Raw genomic sequence first — 21347 nt, 5'->3', positions numbered from 1 at the left:
GCTTTTTTATTTATTCAGAGGCTTCATCACAGCAATGACAGTGACCACATGTTCCATAAAGTGTTGTCACTTTTTCATTTTCAAATTGATCAATGGTTTCATTGCAATCTTGACAAATAATTGTACCCACGTACATTCCCCTTTTCTTTACTCAGAGTTTGAAAGCGTTTAATCTATTTCATATTTCTATAATATGATGTCACATTTAAGTTGTCAACGGTTAATTGTATGACACAATTAATCATTTTTTATAAAAATATGTTTTTTTCTCATCATATTGAGGAAACGTTTCAAATGTATTTTGCTTCATATCAATTCTGTAACAATTGAGTAACAATCGAAAATTGTCAAAAAGGACGTGATAAACTAGAGTGACTAACAGGGAACTGGCTCCTAAAAATGTTGGTACAACCCCAAAGGATTTTGAGGTGAATAGATTGAATTTTATGAGGACCCTTCTCATTATATTCCCTATGCTCTTTGTACTTAGTTCATGCTCATTTGCGTATATCATACCGAATCAGACAGACCAGGTCAGTCATATTCAAAAGCCGAGAATTCTCTTTTTTACTGATGCAGAAAATCTTGATAAAGAAAGTCCTTATTATGACGCAGTGCTCGATTTAAAAAATGAATATCCGAAGGAAATGTCCAAGATGATTGTCAAAGAAGATCGTAAAGGCTGGAAAAATGAAGTAGACGAACTGCCGGCTATTTTACTTGTCAATAATGAAAAGGTCATTGTGAAGGTGGAAGGTAATGTCCGAAGTAAAGAGGATATCTTATCACCCATATGCCAAGCATTAGATCGAGTGAATACAAATTAACGGTTCGACTTTGCACTTATATATCCATATGAAAAAAGCCCTCAGCTCATGAGGGCTTTTCGTTTTCAGCGAGGTTTCACATACATAAAAAAACCCTCTCCATGTGGAGAGGGTTTCAACGTTCATTATTTTACGATATGGATTGGGCTTCCGATTGCTACTTCAGCCGTTTCCATTGTGATTTCACCTAAAGTTGGGTGAGCGTGAATTGTCATTGCGATATCTTCAGCTGTCACACCAGCTTCAATTGCAAGGCTAAGCTCTGAAATCATATCAGAAGCACCAACACCTGCGATTTGTGCACCGATAACTAGACCATCCTCTTTACGAGTGATCATTTTCATGAAGCCATCAGTTGCATCAAGAGAAAGTGCACGTCCGTTCGCTGCGAATGGGAATTTCGCTGCAACGATGTCGATTCCTTCTTCTTTTGCTTCTGCTTCAGTGTATCCAACAGTTGCAAGTTCTGGCTCAGAGAATACAACAGCAGGAATACCAAGGTAATCAATTTCAGCTGGCTCTCCAGCGATTGCTTCAGCAGCAATTTTACCTTCGTAAGAAGCTTTGTGTGCAAGTGGTGGTCCATCAACGATGTCACCAATTGCATAGATGTTTGAAACGCTTGTACGGCATTGTTTGTCAGTTTTGACAACTCCGCGGTCTGTCAATTCAACACCAACTTGCTCAAGACCAAGCTCATCTGTGTTTGGACGACGACCAACAGTCACAAGTACGTAGTCAGCATCGACAGTTTTTTCTTCACCTTTTACTTCGAAAGTAACAGTGACACCGTCAGATTTTTCTTCAACGCCTTTTGCAAGAGCGTTTGTGTGAATTTCAACGTTTCCTTTTTTCTTCAGGTTACGTTTCACTAATGAGCTCATTTGCTTTTCAAAACCTGGAAGGATTTCGTCTCCACCTTCAAGGATGACAACTTCTGTTCCAAAGTTCGCATAAGCAGTACCAAGCTCAGTACCGATGTATCCACCACCGATGACAACTAACTTTTTAGGTACTTCTTTAAGCGCTAAAGCACCAGTTGAGTTAATCACGCGGTCTGTGTATTTAAATGTAGGCAATTCGATTGGACGAGATCCAGTTGCAAGAATTGCATTTTTAAATGTATAAGTCTGCGCTGAATTTTCATCCATGACACGTACAGAGTTGCTGTCTACGAAATAAGCTTCACCTTTGACGATGTCTACTTTATTTCCTTTTAGAAGACCTTGAACTCCACCTGTTAATTTGTTTACAACAGAAGCTTTCCACTCTTGAACTTTTGTGAAATCAACTGTTACGTTTTCAGCTTTGATACCCATGTCTTCAGAATGCTTTGCATTCTCGAAACGATGTCCAGCATTGATCAATGCTTTTGAAGGGATACAGCCGACGTTTAGACATACGCCGCCAAGTGTTCCTTTTTCAACGATTGTTACTTTTTGTCCTAGCTGTGCAGCACGAATAGCAGCTACATATCCACCAGGACCTGCACCGATGACAAGAGTATCTGTTTCGATTGGGAAATCTCCTACTACCATGAATTTACGCCTCCATTAAAATTAATTGTGGATCATTCAATAAACGCTTGATGTGGTTAAGGGCATTTTGCGCAGTAGCTCCATCAATCATACGGTGGTCAAAGCTTAGGGAAAGAGCTAAGACTGGAGCTGCAACGATTTCGCCATCACGAACAACCGCTTTTTCAGCGATACGGCCAATACCAAGGATCGCTACTTCTGGGTGGTTGATGACTGGAGTAAACCATTGTCCACCAGCAGAACCGATGTTTGTGATTGTGCAAGATGCACCCTTCATTTCAGCTGGAGCCAATTTACCATCACGTGCTTTTGTTGCAAGCTCGTTGATTTCGTTAGATACTTCGAAAATCGCTTTGCGATCTGCATTTTTCACAACTGGAACAAGCAAGCCTTTTTCAGTATCAGCTGCAATTCCGATGTTGTAGTAATGCTTTTGAACAACTTCATCTGTTTTATCATCGATAGAAGTGTTAAGTACTGGGTACTTTTTCAAAGCAGAAGTTAGAGCTTTTACAACGTAAGGCAAGTAAGTTAACTTGATTCCTTGATCAGCTGCAACTTGTTTGAATTGTTTACGATGTGCAACAAGGTTTGTTACATCAACTTCATCCATTAATGTTACGTGTGGAGCTGTGTGCTTAGAGTTCACCATTGCTTTCGCGATCGCTTTGCGGATTCCGCTCATTTTCTCGCGAGTTTCTGGGAATTCTCCTTCTAGAACTGGAGCTGCTGCCGCTTTTGGAGCCGCTTCTTCTTTCGCACTTTCAGCTGCTTGAGGTGCTGCTGCTTGAGTTGCTGCAGAACCGCCATTAAGGAAGCTGTCGATATCTTCTTTTAGCACGCGGCCATTTTTACCAGTACCTGCAACTTTGTAAATTTCAACGCCTTTTTCACGCGCATATTTACGTACAGATGGCATAGCAATAACGCGTTTGTTAGGATCAGCATCTACTTGCTCTTGTGCACCAGCACCAGTTGCTGCTGCCGCTTCTTCTTGAGCAACTTCTTTCTTTTCAGGCTCGTTACCAGCTTCAGCAGTACCTTGTACTTGAGCTTCAGTTTTCGCTTCGCCTTCTTCTTCGCTGCCTTTAAATTGAAGATTTTCGTAACCAGGTGCATCAAACGTAATGATTGTTTGTCCTACAGTTGCAACTGTTCCCTCTTCAACTTTTAATTCTAATACTTTTCCTTTAACAGGTGAAGGAATTTCTACAACTGCTTTATCATTTTGTACCTCTGCTAAAACGTCATCTTCATTGATTTCGTCGTTTGGTTTTACAAACCACTTAACGATCTCACCTTCGTGGATACCTTCTCCGATGTCCGGAAGTTTAAATTCAAATGCCACTGTTTTTCGCCTCCTAGATTATGTTAAACCCTTGTTCTGTCAACATTACACGGTCATGTAATTGATAAAGGGGAAGAGAAATAAATTCTTTTCCCCTCTGTCATTTAATTAAAATTCAAGAACTTTCTTAGCTGTTTCAAGCACGTCTTTATGGTTTGGAAGCCATACGCTCTCAGCTTGAGAGAAAGCAAATACAGTATCAGGTGCAGCTACACGAAGTACTGGTGCTTCTAGGCTAAGAATTGCTCTATCATTGATTTCAGCTACTACGTTTGCTGCAATACCAGCTTGTTTTTGTGCTTCTTGAACAACGATCGCACGGCCTGTTTTTTCAACAGAAGCGATGATTGTTTCAATATCAAGCGGGCTCACTGTACGAAGGTCAACGACCTCAGCAGAAACGCCTTCTTTTTCAAGTTCTTCAGCAGCTTTAAGTGATTCGTGAACCATTGCACCGTAAGTGATGATTGAAAGGTCAGAACCTTCACGTTTCACGTCAGCTTTACCGATTTCAATTGTGTACTCTTCTTCAGGAACTTCCTGACGGAAAGAACGATAAAGTTTCATATGCTCAAGGAATACAACCGGATCGTTGTCACGGATTGCAGAAATTAAAAGTCCTTTTGCATCGTAAGGTGTTGAAGGAATAACAACCTTGATACCAGGCTGTTGTGCAATAAGACCTTCTAAGCTGTCAGCGTGAAGCTCAGGTGTGTGAACTCCTCCGCCAAATGGAGAACGGATTGTCACTGGAGAATGCCAGCGTCCACCAGAACGGTAACGCATACGAGCCATTTGTCCAGAAACAGAATCTAATACTTCGTAAACGAATCCGAAGAATTGAATTTCCATTACTGGGCGGAATTCTTGTAGTCCAAGGCCAATTGCAAGACCGCCAATACCAGATTCAGCAAGTGGAGTATCGAATACACGATCCTCACCAAACTCTTTTTGCAATCCTTCAGTCGCACGGAATACGCCGCCGTTTTTACCAACGTCTTCTCCGAAAACAAGAACGTTTTCGTCATTTTTCAGTTCTGTGCGTAACGCATCAGTGATCGCTTGAATCAATGTCATTTGCGCCATGGCTTACTTCGACTCCTTCTGTTTGTAGATTTCAAGCTGTTCAACCAAGTTAAATGGTTTCACATCGTACATGTTTTCAATCAAATCAGTGACTTTCTGCTTAGGCTGTTCGTCAGCTTCTTTGATTGCTTGTTTGATTTGTTCTTTTGCATCTTCGATGACTTTATTCTCTTCTTCTTCAGACCAAAGGCCTTTGTTTTCCAAGAATTTGCGGTAGCGTACCAATGGATCTTTTTGCTCCCACTCATTTTCATCTTCTTTTGTACGATATCTTGTTGGATCGTCACCAGCCATTGTATGTGGGCCGTAACGGAATGTAAGAGTTTCAATTAATGTTGGACCTTCACCATTTACAGCACGCTCACGAGCTTCAGCAGTCGCTGCATATACAGCTAATGCATCCATACCGTCAACTTGTACGCCTACGATACCAGCTGCAGCTGCTTTTTGTGCAATCGTTTGTGCAGCAGATTGCTTTTCAACAGGTGTAGAGATCGCATATCTGTTGTTTTGGACAACAAAAATCGCTGGCGCTTTGTAAGCCCCTGCAAAGTTAATACCTTCGTAGAAATCACCTTGTGAAGCTCCACCATCACCAGTGTAAGTGATTGCAACAGCATTTTTACCGCGCTTTTTCAAACCAAGAGCTACACCAGCAGCTTGAATGATTTGTGCACCGATAATAATTTGCGGAGAAAGTGCATTCACATCTTCAGGCATTTGGTTTCCAACAAAGTGTCCACGAGAGAACAAGAATGCTTTTGTTAGTGGAAGACCATGCCAGATTAATTGTGGTACATCACGATATCCTGGAAGAATGAAATCTTCTTTCTCAAGTGCAAAGTGAGTTGCAAGCTGAGAAGCTTCTTGTCCAGCTGTTGGCGCATAGAAGCCAAGACGTCCTTGACGGTTCAATGAAATTGAACGTTGATCTAATACACGTGTAAACACCATACGGCGCATTAATTCTTTTAATTGGTCATCTGAAAGATCTGGCATTGCCGCTTCGTTTACGACTTCGCCTTTTTCGTTTAAAATTTGGAACGTTTCAAACTGCTTTTTGATGGCATCGAATTGCTTTTTGCTATCAACAATTGCTTTTTTTGTTTTTGCAGCCATTCTAAAGTCACCTCTTCCTTTCTTTTAACAGTCAATTTGTCGTGAATCCATTTATACATACAGATATAGGATAACCCAAAATGCTCATATGACTCCTGTATATAATAGCCACAAAGATCATTGTCGAAACATTGGATGATCGCTTGCTTTTGAGTTTTTCTAACTGTATTAACGATAGTTCACAAAAAACTAATACAACTTCTGTTAACAAGGAATAGTTTACAACAAGAAAAATAGTCCGTCAATTGATTTAACGGCTTTATTTAAATAAATGTATTCGCTTTACTTTTTATGGTGACCTGTATCAATCTGTTTAATCAACAGCACAAACTGTACTAGTATAGAGTGGATCACTGTACTACAATAGCACATGTTTGTTTTTGTCGAAAAATAAAAAAAGAGCTATTTTCAGCTCTTTTGATCGTGATGGACAAAGGGCCAAAATGAACTTCATTTTAACCCCTTCTCTTCTTTTCAGTTTGACATCTTGGAAAAACGAGTAACGACACGCAGGCACTTTGTGAGTAGCAGCGATAAACAGAACTAGCAAATATGCAAGTACTGTTTTTAGCTATTTTGTGATTCTTTCTGAGCTGTTTTGTATAAAGCTTGTTTATATTCGTTCAATTGATCTGTATATTGATTGAACTTCTTGCTTTCTTTTCTAACTTTACTATAGGAACGATTGACTGTTTTCAGTTTGGATTTCAGTTCGGCGTATCCTAAGTCTTTTCTTTTTAAGGATTCATACAAGTGCTTGTCTTGTTTCAACGCCTTTTGATACTCACGGTAAAGCTGATCATACGATGCATATCTTTTTTCAATTGATTTGACTGTTTGTTCTGCTTTGTCTTTTACTTCTGCATCTTTTATCTGTCCAGCGAATTCCTTTACAGATTGAAATTCTTTTTTCGATTGATCCATGCTGTCTTTTTCTGTTTTTAAATGTTCTTCACGCTTTTCTGCCGATGCTAATGCTTGATCAGACAAGTTTGAGACGGTTTTTGTGTGGTCTTTTGTTGTTTGAATCATTTTTTTATACAACTGCTGCTCTTTTTTTTCATAGCTTTGCAGTGCGCCTTGTTCTTTTTCAAAGGATGCTTCTTTTTCGCTCATTTTTGTCATGGCATCTTGCATCTCATAAAGCGGATTTTGACCTCCGCAGCCCGCAAGCAAGAGGGTGCATATCCCCGCTAAAGTTGCACCTGCTTTTATTCTTCTTTTCATCTGTTTCAATTACAAGGTCCCCCTTTACATCTCCACATACCACTATAATTTTTCAGGGAGGTTGTGACAAGGAAAGAGGATGGTTTTTTGAGGGGAAAGAAGATTTTTTTCATGCTCTAGGCTCATGACTATACAAATAGTGCATTCATACATAGTTTATATTACACGCTTCGCCTTCACTTATGAGAGGCCGAGTGTATTTCCAAAGGAGGTCAAAAGTATGTCTAATTATAGTCATGGAAGTATGTATGGTGGATACGGCGGTTACGGTTATGGATACGGCGGCGGTTGTTGCTATCCAAGTTATGGTGGTGGATACGGTTGCGGTTACGGTGGTGGACGTACATTCGCTTTAATCGTCGTCCTATTCATTCTATTGATCATTGTTGGCGCAGCATTCTTAGGCGGCGGTGGCTGCTGCTAATGGCTGAATAAGCCTCTGACCGGTCTCATACGACCGGTCTTCTTTATTTCATTGCATATGTTGTGTATCATTTTATATACTTTACATACAAAGGAAATAGGAGTGAAGTTTTGTGATTACCATGGATGATATCGTACGAGACGGGCATCCCGTCTTAAGACAAACAGCTGAAGCGGTCGAACTCCCGCCAACAGAAGAAGAAAAACAGCAATTAGCTGACATGATTGAATTTGTCAAAAACAGTCAGGATGCAGACATTGCTGAAAAATATGAACTTAGACCCGGTGTTGGCCTAGCAGCTCCGCAAATCAATATCAGTAAACGAATGATCGCTGTTCACTGTGAAGACGAGGGCGGAGAACTTTACAGCTATGCATTATTCAATCCTCGCATTGTTAGCCATTCAGTCAAAAGAGCTTATTTAGCTACTGGAGAAGGCTGTTTATCTGTTGATGAAGCCATCCCTGGATTCGTCCCGCGCTATGAAAAAATCAGAGTGAAAGGTACAACGCTTGAAGGTGAAGACATTGACATTCGCCTAAAAGGGTTTCCGGCCATCGTTTTTCAGCATGAAATTGACCACTTAAATGGCATTATGTTTTATGATCATATTCAAAAAGATCATCCATTCGCCGAGCCAGACAACGCGGTTGCGATCGGCAGATCATAATATAAAAACAAGACCCGTCCATCAGCGGGTCTTGTTTTTTATTCATCAATAAGGCCTAATTCAGTCACAGCGTGGAATATGCCATCCTCATCTACAGGTTTGGTGACAAAGTCAGCTAATGTTTTTAATTCATTGACTGCATTCCCCATCGCAACGCCTGTTCCAACAAATGAAATCATTTCTCGATCGTTCAGCCCGTCACCGAAGGCAATTGTGTCCTTTTGATCGTACGGAAGTCTTTCAATGACTCGTTTAATTCCTTCAGCCTTTGATCCACCTTTTGGCAGGACATCAGTAGACAGCTCATGCCACCTGACGAGATCAATTTCTTCACGGAACGCTTCATATAGATGTTCCTCTTCTGCTTTACAAAATAACAGCATTTGATAAATGACGTTTTCTTTAAAGAATGACAAATCATGCTCGGGATGCTCTGTTTTTAAAGTGCCAATCCCTTCATGGATAAATGGATGGTTCGGCACAGACGCCTTCATCGTCTTCTCTCCCATGAAAACAAGCGGATGATCATGTTGATCCGCTGTTTCATAAATTTTATCCATCAGCTCTTGCTTAAGCGGATTGCCGTAAATGACTTCTCCTTCGTACATGACATACTGACCGTTATAAGCAATAAATGAGTCAAGCCCTATTTCTTCTAAAATAGGCTGGATGAGAAAAGGCGAACGGCCAGATGCAATGAAGAGATGATGCCCTTTTTCTTTTAATAAACGAACAGCTCGCTTCGTTGATTCAGGTATTTTTTTATCATGGTCATATAAAGTACCGTCGATATCAAAGAAGATGACTTTTTTATTCATATCTCGTCTCCTGTCTCTTGTTATGTATACCCTCTCCCCTTCATCATACAGAAAGATCTTCACTGACGAAACCACTTCCTCTTAAAACGCCCATTTCCCACATATAACCATGTAACATTAAGTGGAAACATCATATAATACAAGTATATAGAGAGAGCGGAACAAATGGCTGAATGAGACTCATACCGAAAGGAGGCGATCCGCGATGCTTCGTCGTCTGCGCAAGAAAATTCGAAGACAATGGAAGGACATGCTTCGTAAAAAATCGATTGCTTAAAAGGATCTTCCGCACATTTGCTGAAGGTCCTTTTTTCTCTGAGACTTTTCTTATGCGCGTTTTTTTAATATAATAGAATAAGCGAGTGTAACATACGGTATTTAAGGAGAGATTTGGATGATATATAAGGTATTTTTTCAGGCAAGTACGACTGAGGTACCTGTGAGAGAACACACAGATTCACTATACGTTGAAGCGGTTTCTGAAAGAGACGTACGCGATAAGTTGAAAAAACATAACTACAATATTGAATTCATTCAGCCTGTAGACGGTGCTTTTTTAGACTATGAACGAGAAAGTGAAAATTTTAAAGTATTGGAGCTATGAGAGGAATGAAATTTGTAAAAAACGATCAGGCGGCAGTTTTTGCGCTCGGCGGATTAGGCGAGATCGGTAAAAACACGTATGGCGTTCAATTTCAAGATGAAATCATTTTGATTGATGCTGGTATTAAGTTCCCTGAAGATGAACTTCTAGGAATTGATTACGTCATCCCTGACTATACGTATTTAGTTAAAAACGAAGATAAAATCAAAGGTCTTTTTATTACTCATGGACATGAAGACCACATCGGCGGTATCCCTTATCTTCTCAAGCAAGTGAATATTCCAGTTTACGGAGGCAAACTCGCAATCGGCCTACTTCGTAACAAATTGGAAGAGCATGGTCTATTAAGACAGACCAAACTTCACATCTTTGAAGAAGAAGATACGATCAAATTTAGAAAAACAGCTGTGTCTTTCTTTAGAACAACACACAGTATTCCAGATTCTTATGGAATTGTCGTGAAGACACCTCCTGGTAACATCGTACATACAGGTGATTTCAAGTTTGACTTTACGCCTGTTGGCGAGCCTGCCAACTTAACAAAAATGGCTGAAATCGGGAAAGAAGGCGTTCTATGTCTTTTATCCGATAGTACAAACAGTGAAATTCCAGAATTTACGATGTCTGAAAGACGCGTAGGTGAAAGCATTGATGACATTTTTAGAAAAGTCGACGGCCGTATCATCTTTGCTACGTTTGCTTCAAACATTCACAGACTTCAGCAAGTGATCGAGTCCGCTGTTGCCAACGGTCGAAAAGTTGCGGTGTTTGGACGAAGTATGGAGTCTGCTATTGATATTGGACAAGATCTTGGCTACATTAAATGTCCAAAAAACACGTTCATTGAACACAATGAAATCAACCGTCTACCAGCAAACAAAGTAACCATTCTTTGTACTGGTAGTCAGGGCGAACCGATGGCCGCTCTTTCTCGTATTGCCAACGGTACGCACCGCCAGATTTCAATTAACCCTGGAGACACTGTTGTCTTCTCATCTTCACCGATCCCAGGTAACAATATTAGCGTAAGCCGTACCATTAACCAGCTTTATCGTGCTGGTGCTGAAGTCATTCATGGCTCACTCAATAATATTCATACCTCTGGACACGGCGGGCAGGAAGAACAAAAGCTGATGCTCCGTTTAATTAAACCTAAATTCTTCATGCCGATTCACGGTGAATACCGCATGCAAAAAACGCATATTAAACTTGCGAATGATTGCGGAATCCCTGAGGAAAACTGCTTTATCATGGATAACGGTGAAGTACTTGCACTGAAAGGTGACGAAGCAAGTGTCGCTGGCAAAATTCCATCAGGCAACGTGTATATCGACGGTAGCGGTATTGGTGATATCGGGAATATCGTCTTAAGAGACCGCCGCATTCTTTCAGAAGAAGGTCTTGTCATTGTAGTCGTCAGCATGGACATGAAAGAATTCAAAATCTCTGCAGGTCCTGATTTAATCTCAAGAGGTTTTGTCTACATGAGAGAATCTGGAGACCTCATTAATGACGCGCAAGATCTCATTTCAAAGCATCTTGAAAAAGTAATGGAACGTAAGACGACTCAATGGTCAGAAATTAAGAACGAGATTACTGACACTCTTGCTCCTTTCCTTTATGAAAAAACAAGACGCCGCCCAATGATCTTACCGATTATTATGGAAGTGTAATGACGTACAAAGAGACACAGCCAATTGGCTGTGTCTCTTTTTTATACGCAATAAAAAAACCCGCATATCTGTACGATACGTGCGGGTTCAGTCATTGTTTTACGATTGAATCGGGAGATGCTGAAAACTTCTCACATCAAACAATCCTTGTGTTGTCATTTTCACATCAGGAATGACTGGCAGTGCCAAGAAGGATAATGTCAAAAACGGATTAAAGTCTAAGACAAAGCCTGTTTCCTTTAAAGCATCATGGAGTGCATGAAGGCTTTCATTGACCGTATGTGCAGGTTGATCTGATAATAAACCGGAAATCGGTAATGGAAGCGTATGAAGAACTTCTCCGTCTTTGACAACAGTCAAACCGCCCCCTGCTTCTTTTAACGTCTCAATGGCTTTGATCATATCAGCATCATTTGTTCCAACGGCAATTAAGTTATGCGAGTCATGGGCAACTGTTGTTGCAATCGCCCCCTCTTTTAAGCCGAAACCGCTGACGACCCCTATCCCAATTTCAGATAGACCTTTGTGGCGTTCGACAAGTACTATTTTTAATACATCTCGATCAATATCACTCGTAAATTGTCCATCGCTTCCAGAAGGAGATATTTGTTCTAATTGCGTTTCAAGCTGATTCGGTATAATGCGAATGACATTCATCTTTTGATGATCTGTTATAGGCAGCGTTAGATCTTTCTCTTGAACGTCCACTGCATGTACCGATTGCATGAGCGAAGAATTTGGCGTGATCTTGTCGACACTTGGCAAATATTCTCCATGTTCAGAGACCAATTCTCCTGCGATAAAGACGCTTGTAATTCCTACCTCATGTAAGTCAGAAATGAGCATAAAGTCCGCGTCAAAGCCTGGTGCAATTGCTCCCTTTGTTTTGAGACCGAAGCACTCCGCTGCGTTTAAACTTCCCATTTGATATGCTAAAAAGGGGTCCAATCCTTCTTGTATCGACATCCGTACTTGTTCATCAATACTTCCTTGAGCCATTAAATCATCTAAATGTTTATCATCCGTACAAAAGAAAAAGCGTCTCGCATTCTTCTCATTGACAGCAGGTAATACGTTTTTCACGTTTTTAGCAACAGAGCCTTCTCTCAGCATGACATACATGCCTCTTTTGACACGTTCAAGGGCATCTTGAGCTGTTGTCACCTCATGATCCGTTTGGACATTAGCTGTTCGGTACACATTAATTAATCGGTCCGTTAATCCTGCTAGATGGCCATCAATGAGTTTATGTTCATGTTGAGCATCAAGCAGTTTTTGAAGCATATCTTCTTCCGCTTGTTCCACCGCGACATAATCCATCACTTCGGCAAGACCAAGCACTTCTTTCTCCTGATAAAGAGGCTTTAAATCTTTTGCTTTTAGTGTAGCACCTGATCGTTCAAAGCTGACTGCCGGTACACAGGATGGCAGCATGAAATATATATTTAAAGCAGCTTTTCTCGCTTCTTCGAGCATAAAACGGATACCTGCAACACCGGATACATTGGCAATTTCATGCGGGTCTGTTACAACAGTTGTCACACCGTGAGGAACGACAGCTTTGGAAAATTCAGCAGGAGTCACCATCGAGGATTCGATATGAACGTGGCCGTCAATGAAACCGGGAACAAGCATTTGACCTGTTGCATCCAGCTCCTGTTCTCCTTCATACTCCCCAATTCCTACAATTTTTCCATTTTCAACAGCGACATCAGCGTCTATCCATTCCTGGTTAAACACGTCCATAACCTTCGCATGTTTAATCACTAGGGCTGCTTTTTTTCTCTTTGCAGCTACCTCAATTTGATGTCTGAAAAGCTCCTTATCCAACGACACTGCCTCCTCCGAGTAAACAATATAATGTTTCTTATCGTAAACGAATCTGTTTGCCCAGTCAATGACATTTAGAGAAAATCAACCATATCAAAAGATTGATTTTTATTTCTGAATAGTGATAATTGGCTGAAAAATAACCATGTTCTATTTTGCTGTTCTTTTAGATAGTAAACGGCTCTTTTCCACTTTGTTCTCTCCCCCAATGTCCGCCCCATATGTACACTTCTAAAGCAAAAAAACACCCCTTCTCGGAGTGTTTAATAGTCGTTCTGCATTTCCCGTTTTTCAAAGCGCCCGATATCTGCCACTGCCCCAATGACAATGAGGATATCTTCTTTTTGAATCATTTCATCTGCGAGCGGTGAAACGATCACTTCTTTCCCGCGCTTAATTGCTACGATATTGATCCCGTACCTTGCACGAATGTCGAGATCTAACAAAGAGTGCCCAGCGAGTCTGCTGTTGGCGACGATTTCAATGAGGCTGTACTCATCTGACAGCTCTAAATAATCAAGCACGTTGTTAGAGATAATTTTATGTGCAATCCGTCTGCCCATGTCTCGTTCAGGATGGACAATACGGTCCGCACCAATTTTATTCAAAACCTTTTCATGGTAGTCATTTTGAGCTTTCACTGTGACCATTTTGACACCAAGTTCTTTCAGCATAATCGTTGTTAAAATACTCGCCTGAATATTTTCACCTATCGCCACGATCACATGATCAAAATTGCGAATACCTAGGTTTTTTAGGACAGATTCGTCCGTCGAATCACCAATCACGGCATGTGATGCAATTTTAGCATATTCGTTCACACGATCTTCATTCATATCCATGGCCATGACTTCAAGTCCTTCTTCGCTTAGCGCCTTGCAGATACTTCCGCCGAAGCGCCCAAGACCAATGACTGCATATTCCTTTTTCATGTTCAGACTCCTTTTATATCACTTACCATGCATTTTACTACGGTTTCATTAATGAATCCATATGTGACCGTATTTTTTTACGGAATGCTTCACTTAAGTAAAGGTCTGCTCCTTTTTCGATTTCACTGCGATAATGACCAGGAGGCGCAATTTCTTCGCTCTTTTTTAAAACGAGAAACGTTAAGCAGTCCTCATACACTTGATCACCTACTGTGACATCGACAAATGCTGGACGATAAGTTCCTTCATTTACACCTTCTCGTTTGTACAAATAACGAATGGCATCAAAAGGTACTTCATATAGAACACCCTCTGTTTCTCCGCCGTCTTCTACCATATCTGCTCTTGATCCATCAGGGCGCACCAATGTAAACCTTGTGGTAAAACGATCAAGTGTGCCGCCGCCGATGATTTGTTTGAAATAATGTTCCACTTTCGCAAGCTTAAACCTTGCATCATCCATACAGGATCCATAGGCAAAATAATAGAAGGAAGACGGTTTGCGCTCCCATAGTTGATATGACTTCCAGCAGCCGCTTTCAATCTCCTTCAGGCTCGATGCCTTCTGCTTACATATTGTATAAGCAACGGCTGACCTTGGCCCCTGGTCTGTCATAACCTCTATCTCCTGCTGGTCATACCCTTCCTCTAGCTCATCTATCTTATGCAGCGTTTCACCACTGACCTCATACAATTCTCCATATACTGTATTTTGTTCCGAGACAACACACACAGGGTAACCCTCACCTGTATCGTACAGTCTCCCTTTTATCCAAGCAGATGCTGCTAATGGACTGCTTTCTTTCATCAATGTCTCGTGATACTTTTCGTGCTTTAAAAGTGTCCCATACACAAATAACGTCTTTGTCTCTTTCGTCATCACACATCACATCCTCTCACCTTGCTACTATCTACTTTTTTGATACACAGGTAAGTAAATATCAAAAGCCGTCCCTTTGCTGAGCTCGCTCTTTACATCCATTCTTCCATGGTGATCTTTTAAGATCGTCGCACAGATCGTTAAACCAAGTCCTGTACCTTCTTTTTTAGTCGAAAAGAAAGGATCATATATTTTCAGAATGTCCTCTTCGGACATTCCTTTTCCTTCATCTTGAATCGTGATTTTCCATTCATTCATCACTTTTTCTGTTGATATGTATATATTGCCGCCTTCAGGCATCGCCTCGATCGCATTTTTGATTAAGTTAATGAACAGCTGCTTCATTTGATTGGCGTCTGCTAATATCGTGCCAGCATCCTGCTTTTTAAATGGCTGTTTGAGATCAATATTTGAAAGAACGGCATTTGTCTTTAATAAGGTAATCACCTGCTCTAGCAAATCATGGAGCTGTACTTCTTGAAATTGAACCGATTGAGGTTTTGCTAAGACAAGCAGCTCACTTAAAACAAAATCAATGCGTTTAATTTCAGAAAAGATGATATCAAAATAATCGGTTCTTTCAGGATATTGCGTTTTCATCAGCTGCAAAAATCCATTGACTGAGGTGAGCGGATTTCTGACTTCATGGGCAATGCCAGCGGCTATTTGTCCTGCAACAGCCAGCTTTTGTGCCTGCATTTGCAATTGCTGATTTGATCTTTCAAGTTCAAGCTTTGCCTGCTTTTGTTTCGTGATATCTGCAACCGTTCCAATACCTCCAGTAAACTGGTGCTGTTCATCGAAATAAAGCTTATAATGCACATCTCCCCATACCTTTTTTCCTTCTTTATGGAGAAGCTGCAGCTCCACCCGCCCCTCATCCTTATGCTCTTTGATCACAGACAACAAATGCTGAACGACATGCTCTTCTTGATCAAAGTACTGATTGTACATCGTACCTAGACACTCCTCTACGTCGTAACCCGTCATTTGTTTCCATGCTTGATTTAAAAAAATGATTTCACCTTTTTCATTGGTTTCAAAAACGATTTCTTGCAAGTTATCTGTTATTCGATTCAGCCGCTCTGTCAGTTCGTGTGCTTCTTTTTCTCGTTTATTCAAATCTGATACAAGCAAATTCAACCGGTCCACATAGCCTGAGATGGTCCAAATACCGGCCAAAACAACGACTGTAAAGGCTAGATCGAGCGGCCAATTAATGTGATAGCCGCTAAGATAATAAAAGAAATCCCAGCTCAAAATTAATATAAATGCAAGAACGGATAACAGGATCCGTACTTGATATGTTTTGTTCAAATAATTCCACCTGCCGCCCTGAGATTCTTTGTCAATTGTACCATTTTCCACTTATTTTTTGAGGGAGATGCGGCATTTTTAAGGAACTTTTTTAGAAAAAATAGCCTGCTCTCAGCACAATGGGAGAGAACAGGCTATTTTTATTTACTGCTGAAGGGCTTCTTGAAGCTCTTTTAGCAGTAGTTCTGCGCCTTCAGCGCTTAATGTAATTTGACCATTTCCATACTCGTGGTTCTCAGAAGTAATCTCACCAGTCATCAGGCAGACGCCCTCTGGCTGATATTTTTTCAAGACGATTTTATCTCCATCTATAAAAAATTCCATACTGTCTTTAATAGCGATATCAAGTGCTCTTCTCAATTCGATTGGCATCACAATACGCCCTAGTTCATCTACTTTTCTTACAACTCCGATAGATTTCAATTTCGTTCCCTCTTTCTTTCATTAGCTCAAGATCAATCTGTTTTTCACCAATTGATATATCGTAGACGTAAGGGATTCTTAAAAGGTTTCTCCTGCATAAAAATTTTTTTCAAAATCGAAAAACCAAAGGGAAAATTTATTGTGATTGTCAAAATGAGACTTGAATTTTACAGATTCATTTCAAGGTGATCACAAACCCCCACAAATGACCTCAACCCTCTGAACTTTTAAATGTAAAATTGTTTAAAACAGCAAAAATAGAGATTGGGTGAAAACATGTTTCAAAATGCCGAAATTGGAATTGATTTAGGAACAGCTAACATATTGGTTTACAGTAAAAATAAAGGAATTATTCTCAATGAACCATCCGTTGTGGCAGTAGATACGGAAACAAAAACTGTCCTTGCAGTGGGGTCAGAAGCAAAAGAGATGATTGGGAAAACACCTGGAAAAATTGTAGCGATCCGTCCGATGAAAGATGGTGTCATCGCTGATTATGATATGACAACCGATTTACTCAAACAAATTATGAAAAAAGCAGGAAAAAATATTGGGTTTACCTTTAGAAAGCCGACCGTGGTTGTTTGTACACCATCAGGTTCAACAGCTGTCGAACGCCGCGCGATCAGCGATGCTGTCAAAAATTGCGGAGCAAAACATGTGCATTTAATTGAAGAACCCGTCGCAGCTGCAATCGGTGCTGATCTCCCGGTGGACGAGCCTGTTGCCAACGTCGTTGTAGATATTGGCGGAGGAACGACAGAGGTAGCGATCATTTCATTTGGCGGAGTTGTCTCTTGCCACTCGATCCGAATTGGCGGAGATCAACTGGATGAAGATATCATTACTTTTGTGAGAAAGAAATACAATTTACTGATCGGTGAACGGACAGCTGAGCAGGTAAAAATGGAAATTGGTTATGGACTCATTGAACACGAACCTGAGTCATTAGAAGTTCGTGGACGCGACCTTGTCACAGGTCTTCCAAAAACAATTACACTTGAATCAACAGAAATTCAAGGTGCTATGCGAGAATCACTTCTTCATATTTTAGAGGCGATTCGGGCTACATTAGAAGACAGCCCTCCAGAACTGAGTGGTGATATCGTAGATCGCGGCGTCATTCTAACTGGCGGTGGTGCACTATTAAACGGCATTCAAGAATGGCTCTCTCAAGAAATTGTCGTCCCAGTTCATATCGCAGCAAATCCTCTTGAATCTGTCGCAATTGGAACAGGTCGTTCATTAGAAGTAATCGACAAATTGCAAAAAACATTAAAATAATCTTCATGTTCTACTTCTTTTTTCATCATTTCGATCATATCGTGATGAATGGATAAACGTGAAGGAGGAAGAACATGTTGCTTGATTTAGGTAAACGGGTCGTTGTCACAGTCATTTTAACCGGTATTATTTTAGGAGGAATGAGCCTGTCGTTTTCACATATGCCCCCTTCTAATGCACAGCCTGTGAAACAACTGAACCGCTAAAAAAGCCGCACGAAAGCGGCTTTTTTATTTTGCTTCGGGACGGCTCCCCATTTTCCTTTTCGGTCTTAAATCTGATATGATGAACATGACTAAAGGAGGGTTTTTTATGAGTTCATTCGAAAAACAACTAGATCAATATGCAAAAACCATCGTTGAAGTAGGTGTAAATGTTCAAAGTGGTCAAGAAGTGGTCGTATCTGCGTTCACTGAATCTGTAGACCTTGTCCGCCTTGTGGCAAAACACGCATATGAGCGCGGAGCGAAAAACGTACATATCCGCTGGAGTGATGGTGTTCTGACCCGTTTAAAATATGAACATGCCCCACAAGATGTGTTTGAGCAATTTCCAGAATGGGAAGCACAGATGATGGAAACCATCGCAAAACGTGGCGGTGCTTTTATTACGATCTTGTCAGAAAGCCCTGATCTTCTAAGTGGCATTGACTCGAAAAAAATTGCTTCACAGCAAAAAGCTGCAGGTTCAGCACTTCATACATATCGTCAATACGTTCAATCTGACAAAGTTGCATGGACAGTCGTCGGGGCTGCATCAAAAGATTGGGCGAAAAAGATTTTCCCTGAGCATGCAGATGAAGAAGCTGTTGCATTATTATGGGATCAAATCTTTAAAGTCGCCCGCGCTGATCAGCCAGATCCTGTTGAAGCGTGGAAAAAGCATGATGAATCACTAAATGAAAAAGTAAAAGTATTAAATGAACGTCACTACCACAAGCTGCACTATGAAGCTCCAGGTACAGATTTAACGATTGAACTTCCAGAGCAGCATATTTGGGTAGGTGCTGGCAGCGTAAGTGAACGCGGCGTATCATTCATGGCCAATATGCCGACAGAAGAGGTCTTTACCGTACCTAAAAAAGATGGTGTAAACGGGACTGTCTCTAGCACTAAGCCACTTAGTTATGCAGGAAACATTATCGATGAATTTACGTTAACCTTTGAAAATGGGCGTATTGTAGATGTGAAAGCCAAAGAGGGCGAAGGCATTTTAACCTCTCTCGTTGAAACAGATGAAGGCTCACATTATCTAGGTGAGGTTGCCCTTGTACCAGATGATTCACCAATTTCTAACTCAAATATCCTCTATTACAATACACTTTACGATGAAAATGCATCCAATCACCTTGCCATCGGCAGCGGTTATGCATTTAATATCGAAGGCGGTAAAGAGATGAAACGTGAGGAACTAGACGCAGCTGGTGTGAACAGCAGTATTACACACGTCGATTTCATGATTGGTTCAAAGGAAATGAATATTGATGGGATCACAAAAGATGGTAAACGTGAACCGATTTTCCGAAATGGAAATTGGGCTTTTTAAAGAAAAAAGACATCCTCATGTGGATGTCTTTTCTTTATGTTTATGCATACAGCTCTTGTAGTCTTTTTTGAATTTCTTGATCTGATAAGAACTCATCATAAGTTGTTTGTTTATCAACGATGCCATTTGGCGTCACTTCGATAATCCGGTTTGCAACTGTTTCAACAAACTGATGGTCATGAGATGAGAAGAGCATAGCCCCTTTAAAGCTCATTAGACCGTTATTCAGCGCTGTGATGGACTCTAGGTCTAAATGGTTCGTCGGCTCGTCTAACAGCAAAATATTCGCTCCAGACAGCATCATTTTTGATAACATACAACGAACCTTTTCTCCACCTGATAAGACGCTTGCTTTTTTCTTCACTTCTTCCCCAGAGAAAAGCATACGGCCTAAGAAACCACGCAGGAAGCTTTCACTTTGATCATTAGGAGAATATTGACGAAGCCAATCAACAAGATCTAAATCGCTTCCTTCAAAATATTCACTGTTGTCTTTAGGGAAAAAGGCTTGAGATGTTGTCACGCCCCATTTAAACGTCCCGCTGTCTGGCTCCATTTCACCAGCAAGGATTTTAAATAAAGTAGAAACAGCAAGCTCATTACGGCTTAAGAACGCAATTTTATCCTCACGATTCATAATAAAGCTGACGTTATCCAGTACTTTTACACCGTCAATCGTTTTTGATAGACCTTCTACTTGAAGGACGTCATTTCCGATTTCACGCTCTGGCGCAAAATGAACATAAGGATATTTACGAGAAGATGGTTTAATGTCATCTAGCGAAATCTTATCAAGCAATTTCTTTCTTGATGTCGCTTGCTTCGATTTAGATGCGTTCGCACTGAACCGAGCAACGAATTCTTGAAGCTGCTTAATTTGTTCTTCTTTTTTCTTGTTGGCATCCTGGCTGAGTTTTAATGCCAGCTGGCTTGATTCATACCAGAAATCATAGTTTCCGACATACACTTGAATTTTTCCAAAGTCAAGGTCTGCAATATGCGTACATACTTTGTTTAAGAAATGACGGTCATGCGATACGACGATGACGGTATTCTCAAAGTTAATGAGGAACTCTTCTAGCCACTGGATCGCTTGTAAGTCCAAGTGGTTCGTTGGCTCATCGAGAAGTAGAACGTCAGGTTTACCGAATAAAGCTTGTGCTAACAATACTTTTACCTTTTCAGATCCGCCAAGCTCAGACATTTTCTTCGATTGTAGGCTCTCTGGAATGCCAAGACCTTTTAATAGGATCGCAGCTTCACTTTCCGCTTCCCATCCGTTTAACTCAGCAAACTCACCTTCAAGCTCTGCTGCACGAATCCCGTCTTCATCTGAGAAATCAGGTTTCATATAAATCGCATCTTTTTCCTGCATCACATCATATAGACGTTTGTGACCCATGATGACGACTTTTAACACTTCAAACTCTTCGTATTCAAAGTGGTTCTGTTTTAAAATCGCTAAACGTTCACCAGGACTCATATGAACATCGCCCGTTTGAGCTTCAATTTCTCCAGAAAGAATCTTTAAGAACGTTGATTTACCAGCTCCATTGGCACCAATTAGTCCGTAGCAGTTGCCAGGAGTGAACTTAATATTTACTTCTTCAAATAATTTACGATCAGCAAATCGCAAACTAACATTATTCACTGCAATCATTTATTAATCCTCCATCACTCATTCATCAATATGAAGTATAACATGAATAACGATTGATAGAAACGTCTCTCGCTAAGAACAAAGGCTTTTTGTCCAATATGGTATAATAAGTGGGAATGTTTTTATTGAAGGAGTTCGGGCG

Annotated in this window: 21 protein-coding genes; 8 read left to right on the top strand and 13 right to left on the bottom strand. The window is 40.7% G+C overall.

Features of this window, described 5'->3' with window-relative positions; genetic code table 11:
• Positions 1 to 10: 10 nt before the first annotated feature.
• A complete protein-coding gene (locus NSQ64_RS08090; RefSeq protein WP_003212464.1) occupies positions 11 to 130 on the bottom strand; it encodes a GapA-binding peptide SR1P in 120 nt (39 codons plus the stop codon).
• 316 nt (positions 131 to 446) lie between these two features.
• Here NSQ64_RS08090 and NSQ64_RS08085 point away from each other — a divergent pair, with 316 nt between their 5' ends.
• Positions 447 to 827 (top strand): hypothetical protein, encoded by a 381-nt coding sequence (locus tag NSQ64_RS08085; RefSeq protein ID WP_223255627.1) that lies wholly within the window; start codon positions 447 to 449, stop codon positions 825 to 827.
• Between the two features lie 125 nt (positions 828 to 952).
• Here the strand turns inward: NSQ64_RS08085 and lpdA are convergent, their stop codons facing one another.
• From lpdA to NSQ64_RS08060, 5 genes are all read right to left on the bottom strand, one after another.
• Entirely contained in the window at positions 953 to 2365 is a 1413-nt protein-coding gene (lpdA, locus tag NSQ64_RS08080; RefSeq protein ID WP_003211097.1) for a dihydrolipoyl dehydrogenase, read from the bottom strand.
• A 4-nt stretch (positions 2366 to 2369) separates the two neighbouring features.
• Positions 2370 to 3713: a dihydrolipoamide acetyltransferase family protein gene (locus NSQ64_RS08075; protein ID WP_327878361.1), complete on the bottom strand. Its 1344-nt coding sequence runs from the start codon at positions 3711 to 3713 to the stop codon at positions 2370 to 2372.
• A gap of 108 nt (positions 3714 to 3821) precedes the next feature.
• The gene (pdhB, locus tag NSQ64_RS08070) at positions 3822 to 4799 is read right to left on the bottom strand and encodes a pyruvate dehydrogenase complex E1 component subunit beta (protein WP_007498597.1); all 978 of its coding nucleotides are present in this window, start codon (positions 4797 to 4799) and stop codon (positions 3822 to 3824) included.
• 3 nt (positions 4800 to 4802) lie between these two features.
• Entirely contained in the window at positions 4803 to 5918 is a 1116-nt protein-coding gene (pdhA, locus tag NSQ64_RS08065) for a pyruvate dehydrogenase (acetyl-transferring) E1 component subunit alpha (protein ID WP_007498599.1), read from the bottom strand.
• Positions 5919 to 6485: 567 nt separating this feature from the next.
• Positions 6486 to 7154, bottom strand: a complete 669-nt coding sequence (locus NSQ64_RS08060) for a YkyA family protein (RefSeq protein WP_041507359.1) — start codon at positions 7152 to 7154, stop codon at positions 6486 to 6488.
• A 235-nt stretch (positions 7155 to 7389) separates the two neighbouring features.
• On the opposite strand from NSQ64_RS08060, the gene NSQ64_RS08055 reads away from it, so the two are divergent.
• Entirely contained in the window at positions 7390 to 7569 is a 180-nt protein-coding gene (locus NSQ64_RS08055) for a YjcZ family sporulation protein (RefSeq protein ID WP_026050085.1), read from the top strand.
• Positions 7570 to 7681: 112 nt separating this feature from the next.
• Positions 7682 to 8239, top strand: coding sequence for a peptide deformylase (gene def, locus NSQ64_RS08050; RefSeq protein WP_008345111.1), 558 nt, complete (start codon positions 7682 to 7684; stop codon positions 8237 to 8239).
• A gap of 38 nt (positions 8240 to 8277) precedes the next feature.
• Here def and NSQ64_RS08045 read toward each other — a convergent pair whose 3' ends face one another.
• Positions 8278 to 9057 carry a Cof-type HAD-IIB family hydrolase gene (locus tag NSQ64_RS08045; protein ID WP_024719544.1) on the bottom strand — a complete coding sequence of 260 codons (780 nt, stop codon included), beginning with the start codon at positions 9055 to 9057 and terminating at the stop codon, positions 8278 to 8280.
• 394 nt (positions 9058 to 9451) lie between these two features.
• Between NSQ64_RS08045 and NSQ64_RS08040 the strand changes: the two genes are divergently transcribed.
• Both NSQ64_RS08040 and rnjA read left to right on the top strand, forming a co-directional pair.
• The gene (locus tag NSQ64_RS08040) at positions 9452 to 9661 is read left to right on the top strand and encodes a DNA-dependent RNA polymerase subunit epsilon (RefSeq protein WP_008345114.1); all 210 of its coding nucleotides are present in this window, start codon (positions 9452 to 9454) and stop codon (positions 9659 to 9661) included.
• Positions 9662 to 9666: 5 nt separating this feature from the next.
• Positions 9667 to 11334, top strand: a complete 1668-nt coding sequence (gene rnjA / locus NSQ64_RS08035) for a ribonuclease J1 (RefSeq protein WP_012009818.1) — start codon at positions 9667 to 9669, stop codon at positions 11332 to 11334.
• 99 nt (positions 11335 to 11433) lie between these two features.
• Here the strand turns inward: rnjA and ade are convergent, their stop codons facing one another.
• The 5 genes from ade to NSQ64_RS08010 all read right to left on the bottom strand — a co-directional run bounded on the left by ade (position 11434) and on the right by NSQ64_RS08010 (position 16716).
• Positions 11434 to 13164, bottom strand: a complete 1731-nt coding sequence (gene ade, locus NSQ64_RS08030; protein WP_341015916.1) for an adenine deaminase — start codon at positions 13162 to 13164, stop codon at positions 11434 to 11436.
• 263 nt (positions 13165 to 13427) lie between these two features.
• Complete coding sequence (locus NSQ64_RS08025; protein ID WP_008345123.1) at positions 13428 to 14096, bottom strand: potassium channel family protein; 669 nt, start codon at positions 14094 to 14096, stop codon at positions 13428 to 13430.
• Between the two features lie 37 nt (positions 14097 to 14133).
• Positions 14134 to 14976, bottom strand: a complete 843-nt coding sequence (locus NSQ64_RS08020; RefSeq protein WP_073413361.1) for a gamma-glutamylcyclotransferase — start codon at positions 14974 to 14976, stop codon at positions 14134 to 14136.
• A 27-nt stretch (positions 14977 to 15003) separates the two neighbouring features.
• Positions 15004 to 16293 (bottom strand): ATP-binding protein, encoded by a 1290-nt coding sequence (locus tag NSQ64_RS08015; RefSeq protein WP_341015912.1) that lies wholly within the window; start codon positions 16291 to 16293, stop codon positions 15004 to 15006.
• A gap of 144 nt (positions 16294 to 16437) precedes the next feature.
• Positions 16438 to 16716: an AbrB/MazE/SpoVT family DNA-binding domain-containing protein gene (locus NSQ64_RS08010; protein WP_017359400.1), complete on the bottom strand. Its 279-nt coding sequence runs from the start codon at positions 16714 to 16716 to the stop codon at positions 16438 to 16440.
• Positions 16717 to 16992: 276 nt separating this feature from the next.
• Here NSQ64_RS08010 and mreBH point away from each other — a divergent pair, with 276 nt between their 5' ends.
• The 3 genes from mreBH (at position 16993) to NSQ64_RS07995 (ending at position 19545) form a co-directional block, all read left to right on the top strand.
• Positions 16993 to 18000, top strand: a complete 1008-nt coding sequence (mreBH, locus tag NSQ64_RS08005) for a rod-share determining protein MreBH (protein WP_017359401.1) — start codon at positions 16993 to 16995, stop codon at positions 17998 to 18000.
• A gap of 74 nt (positions 18001 to 18074) precedes the next feature.
• Positions 18075 to 18206: a protein YkpC gene (locus NSQ64_RS08000; RefSeq protein ID WP_003210922.1), complete on the top strand. Its 132-nt coding sequence runs from the start codon at positions 18075 to 18077 to the stop codon at positions 18204 to 18206.
• A gap of 106 nt (positions 18207 to 18312) precedes the next feature.
• The gene (locus tag NSQ64_RS07995) at positions 18313 to 19545 is read left to right on the top strand and encodes an aminopeptidase (protein ID WP_268382290.1); all 1233 of its coding nucleotides are present in this window, start codon (positions 18313 to 18315) and stop codon (positions 19543 to 19545) included.
• 40 nt (positions 19546 to 19585) lie between these two features.
• On the opposite strand, the gene NSQ64_RS07990 is transcribed toward NSQ64_RS07995, so the two are convergent.
• Entirely contained in the window at positions 19586 to 21205 is a 1620-nt protein-coding gene (locus tag NSQ64_RS07990) for an ABC-F family ATP-binding cassette domain-containing protein (RefSeq protein WP_007498620.1), read from the bottom strand.
• Between the last annotated feature and the right edge of the window lie 142 nt (positions 21206 to 21347).

It is taken from the genome of Bacillus sp. FSL W8-0183 (assembly GCF_038006825.1).
Classification (GTDB): Bacteria; Bacillota; Bacilli; order Bacillales; family Bacillaceae; genus Bacillus; species Bacillus altitudinis.
The sequence above is the reverse complement of the archived record's forward strand: the minus strand, read 5'-3'. Positions and strand labels throughout refer to the sequence as shown.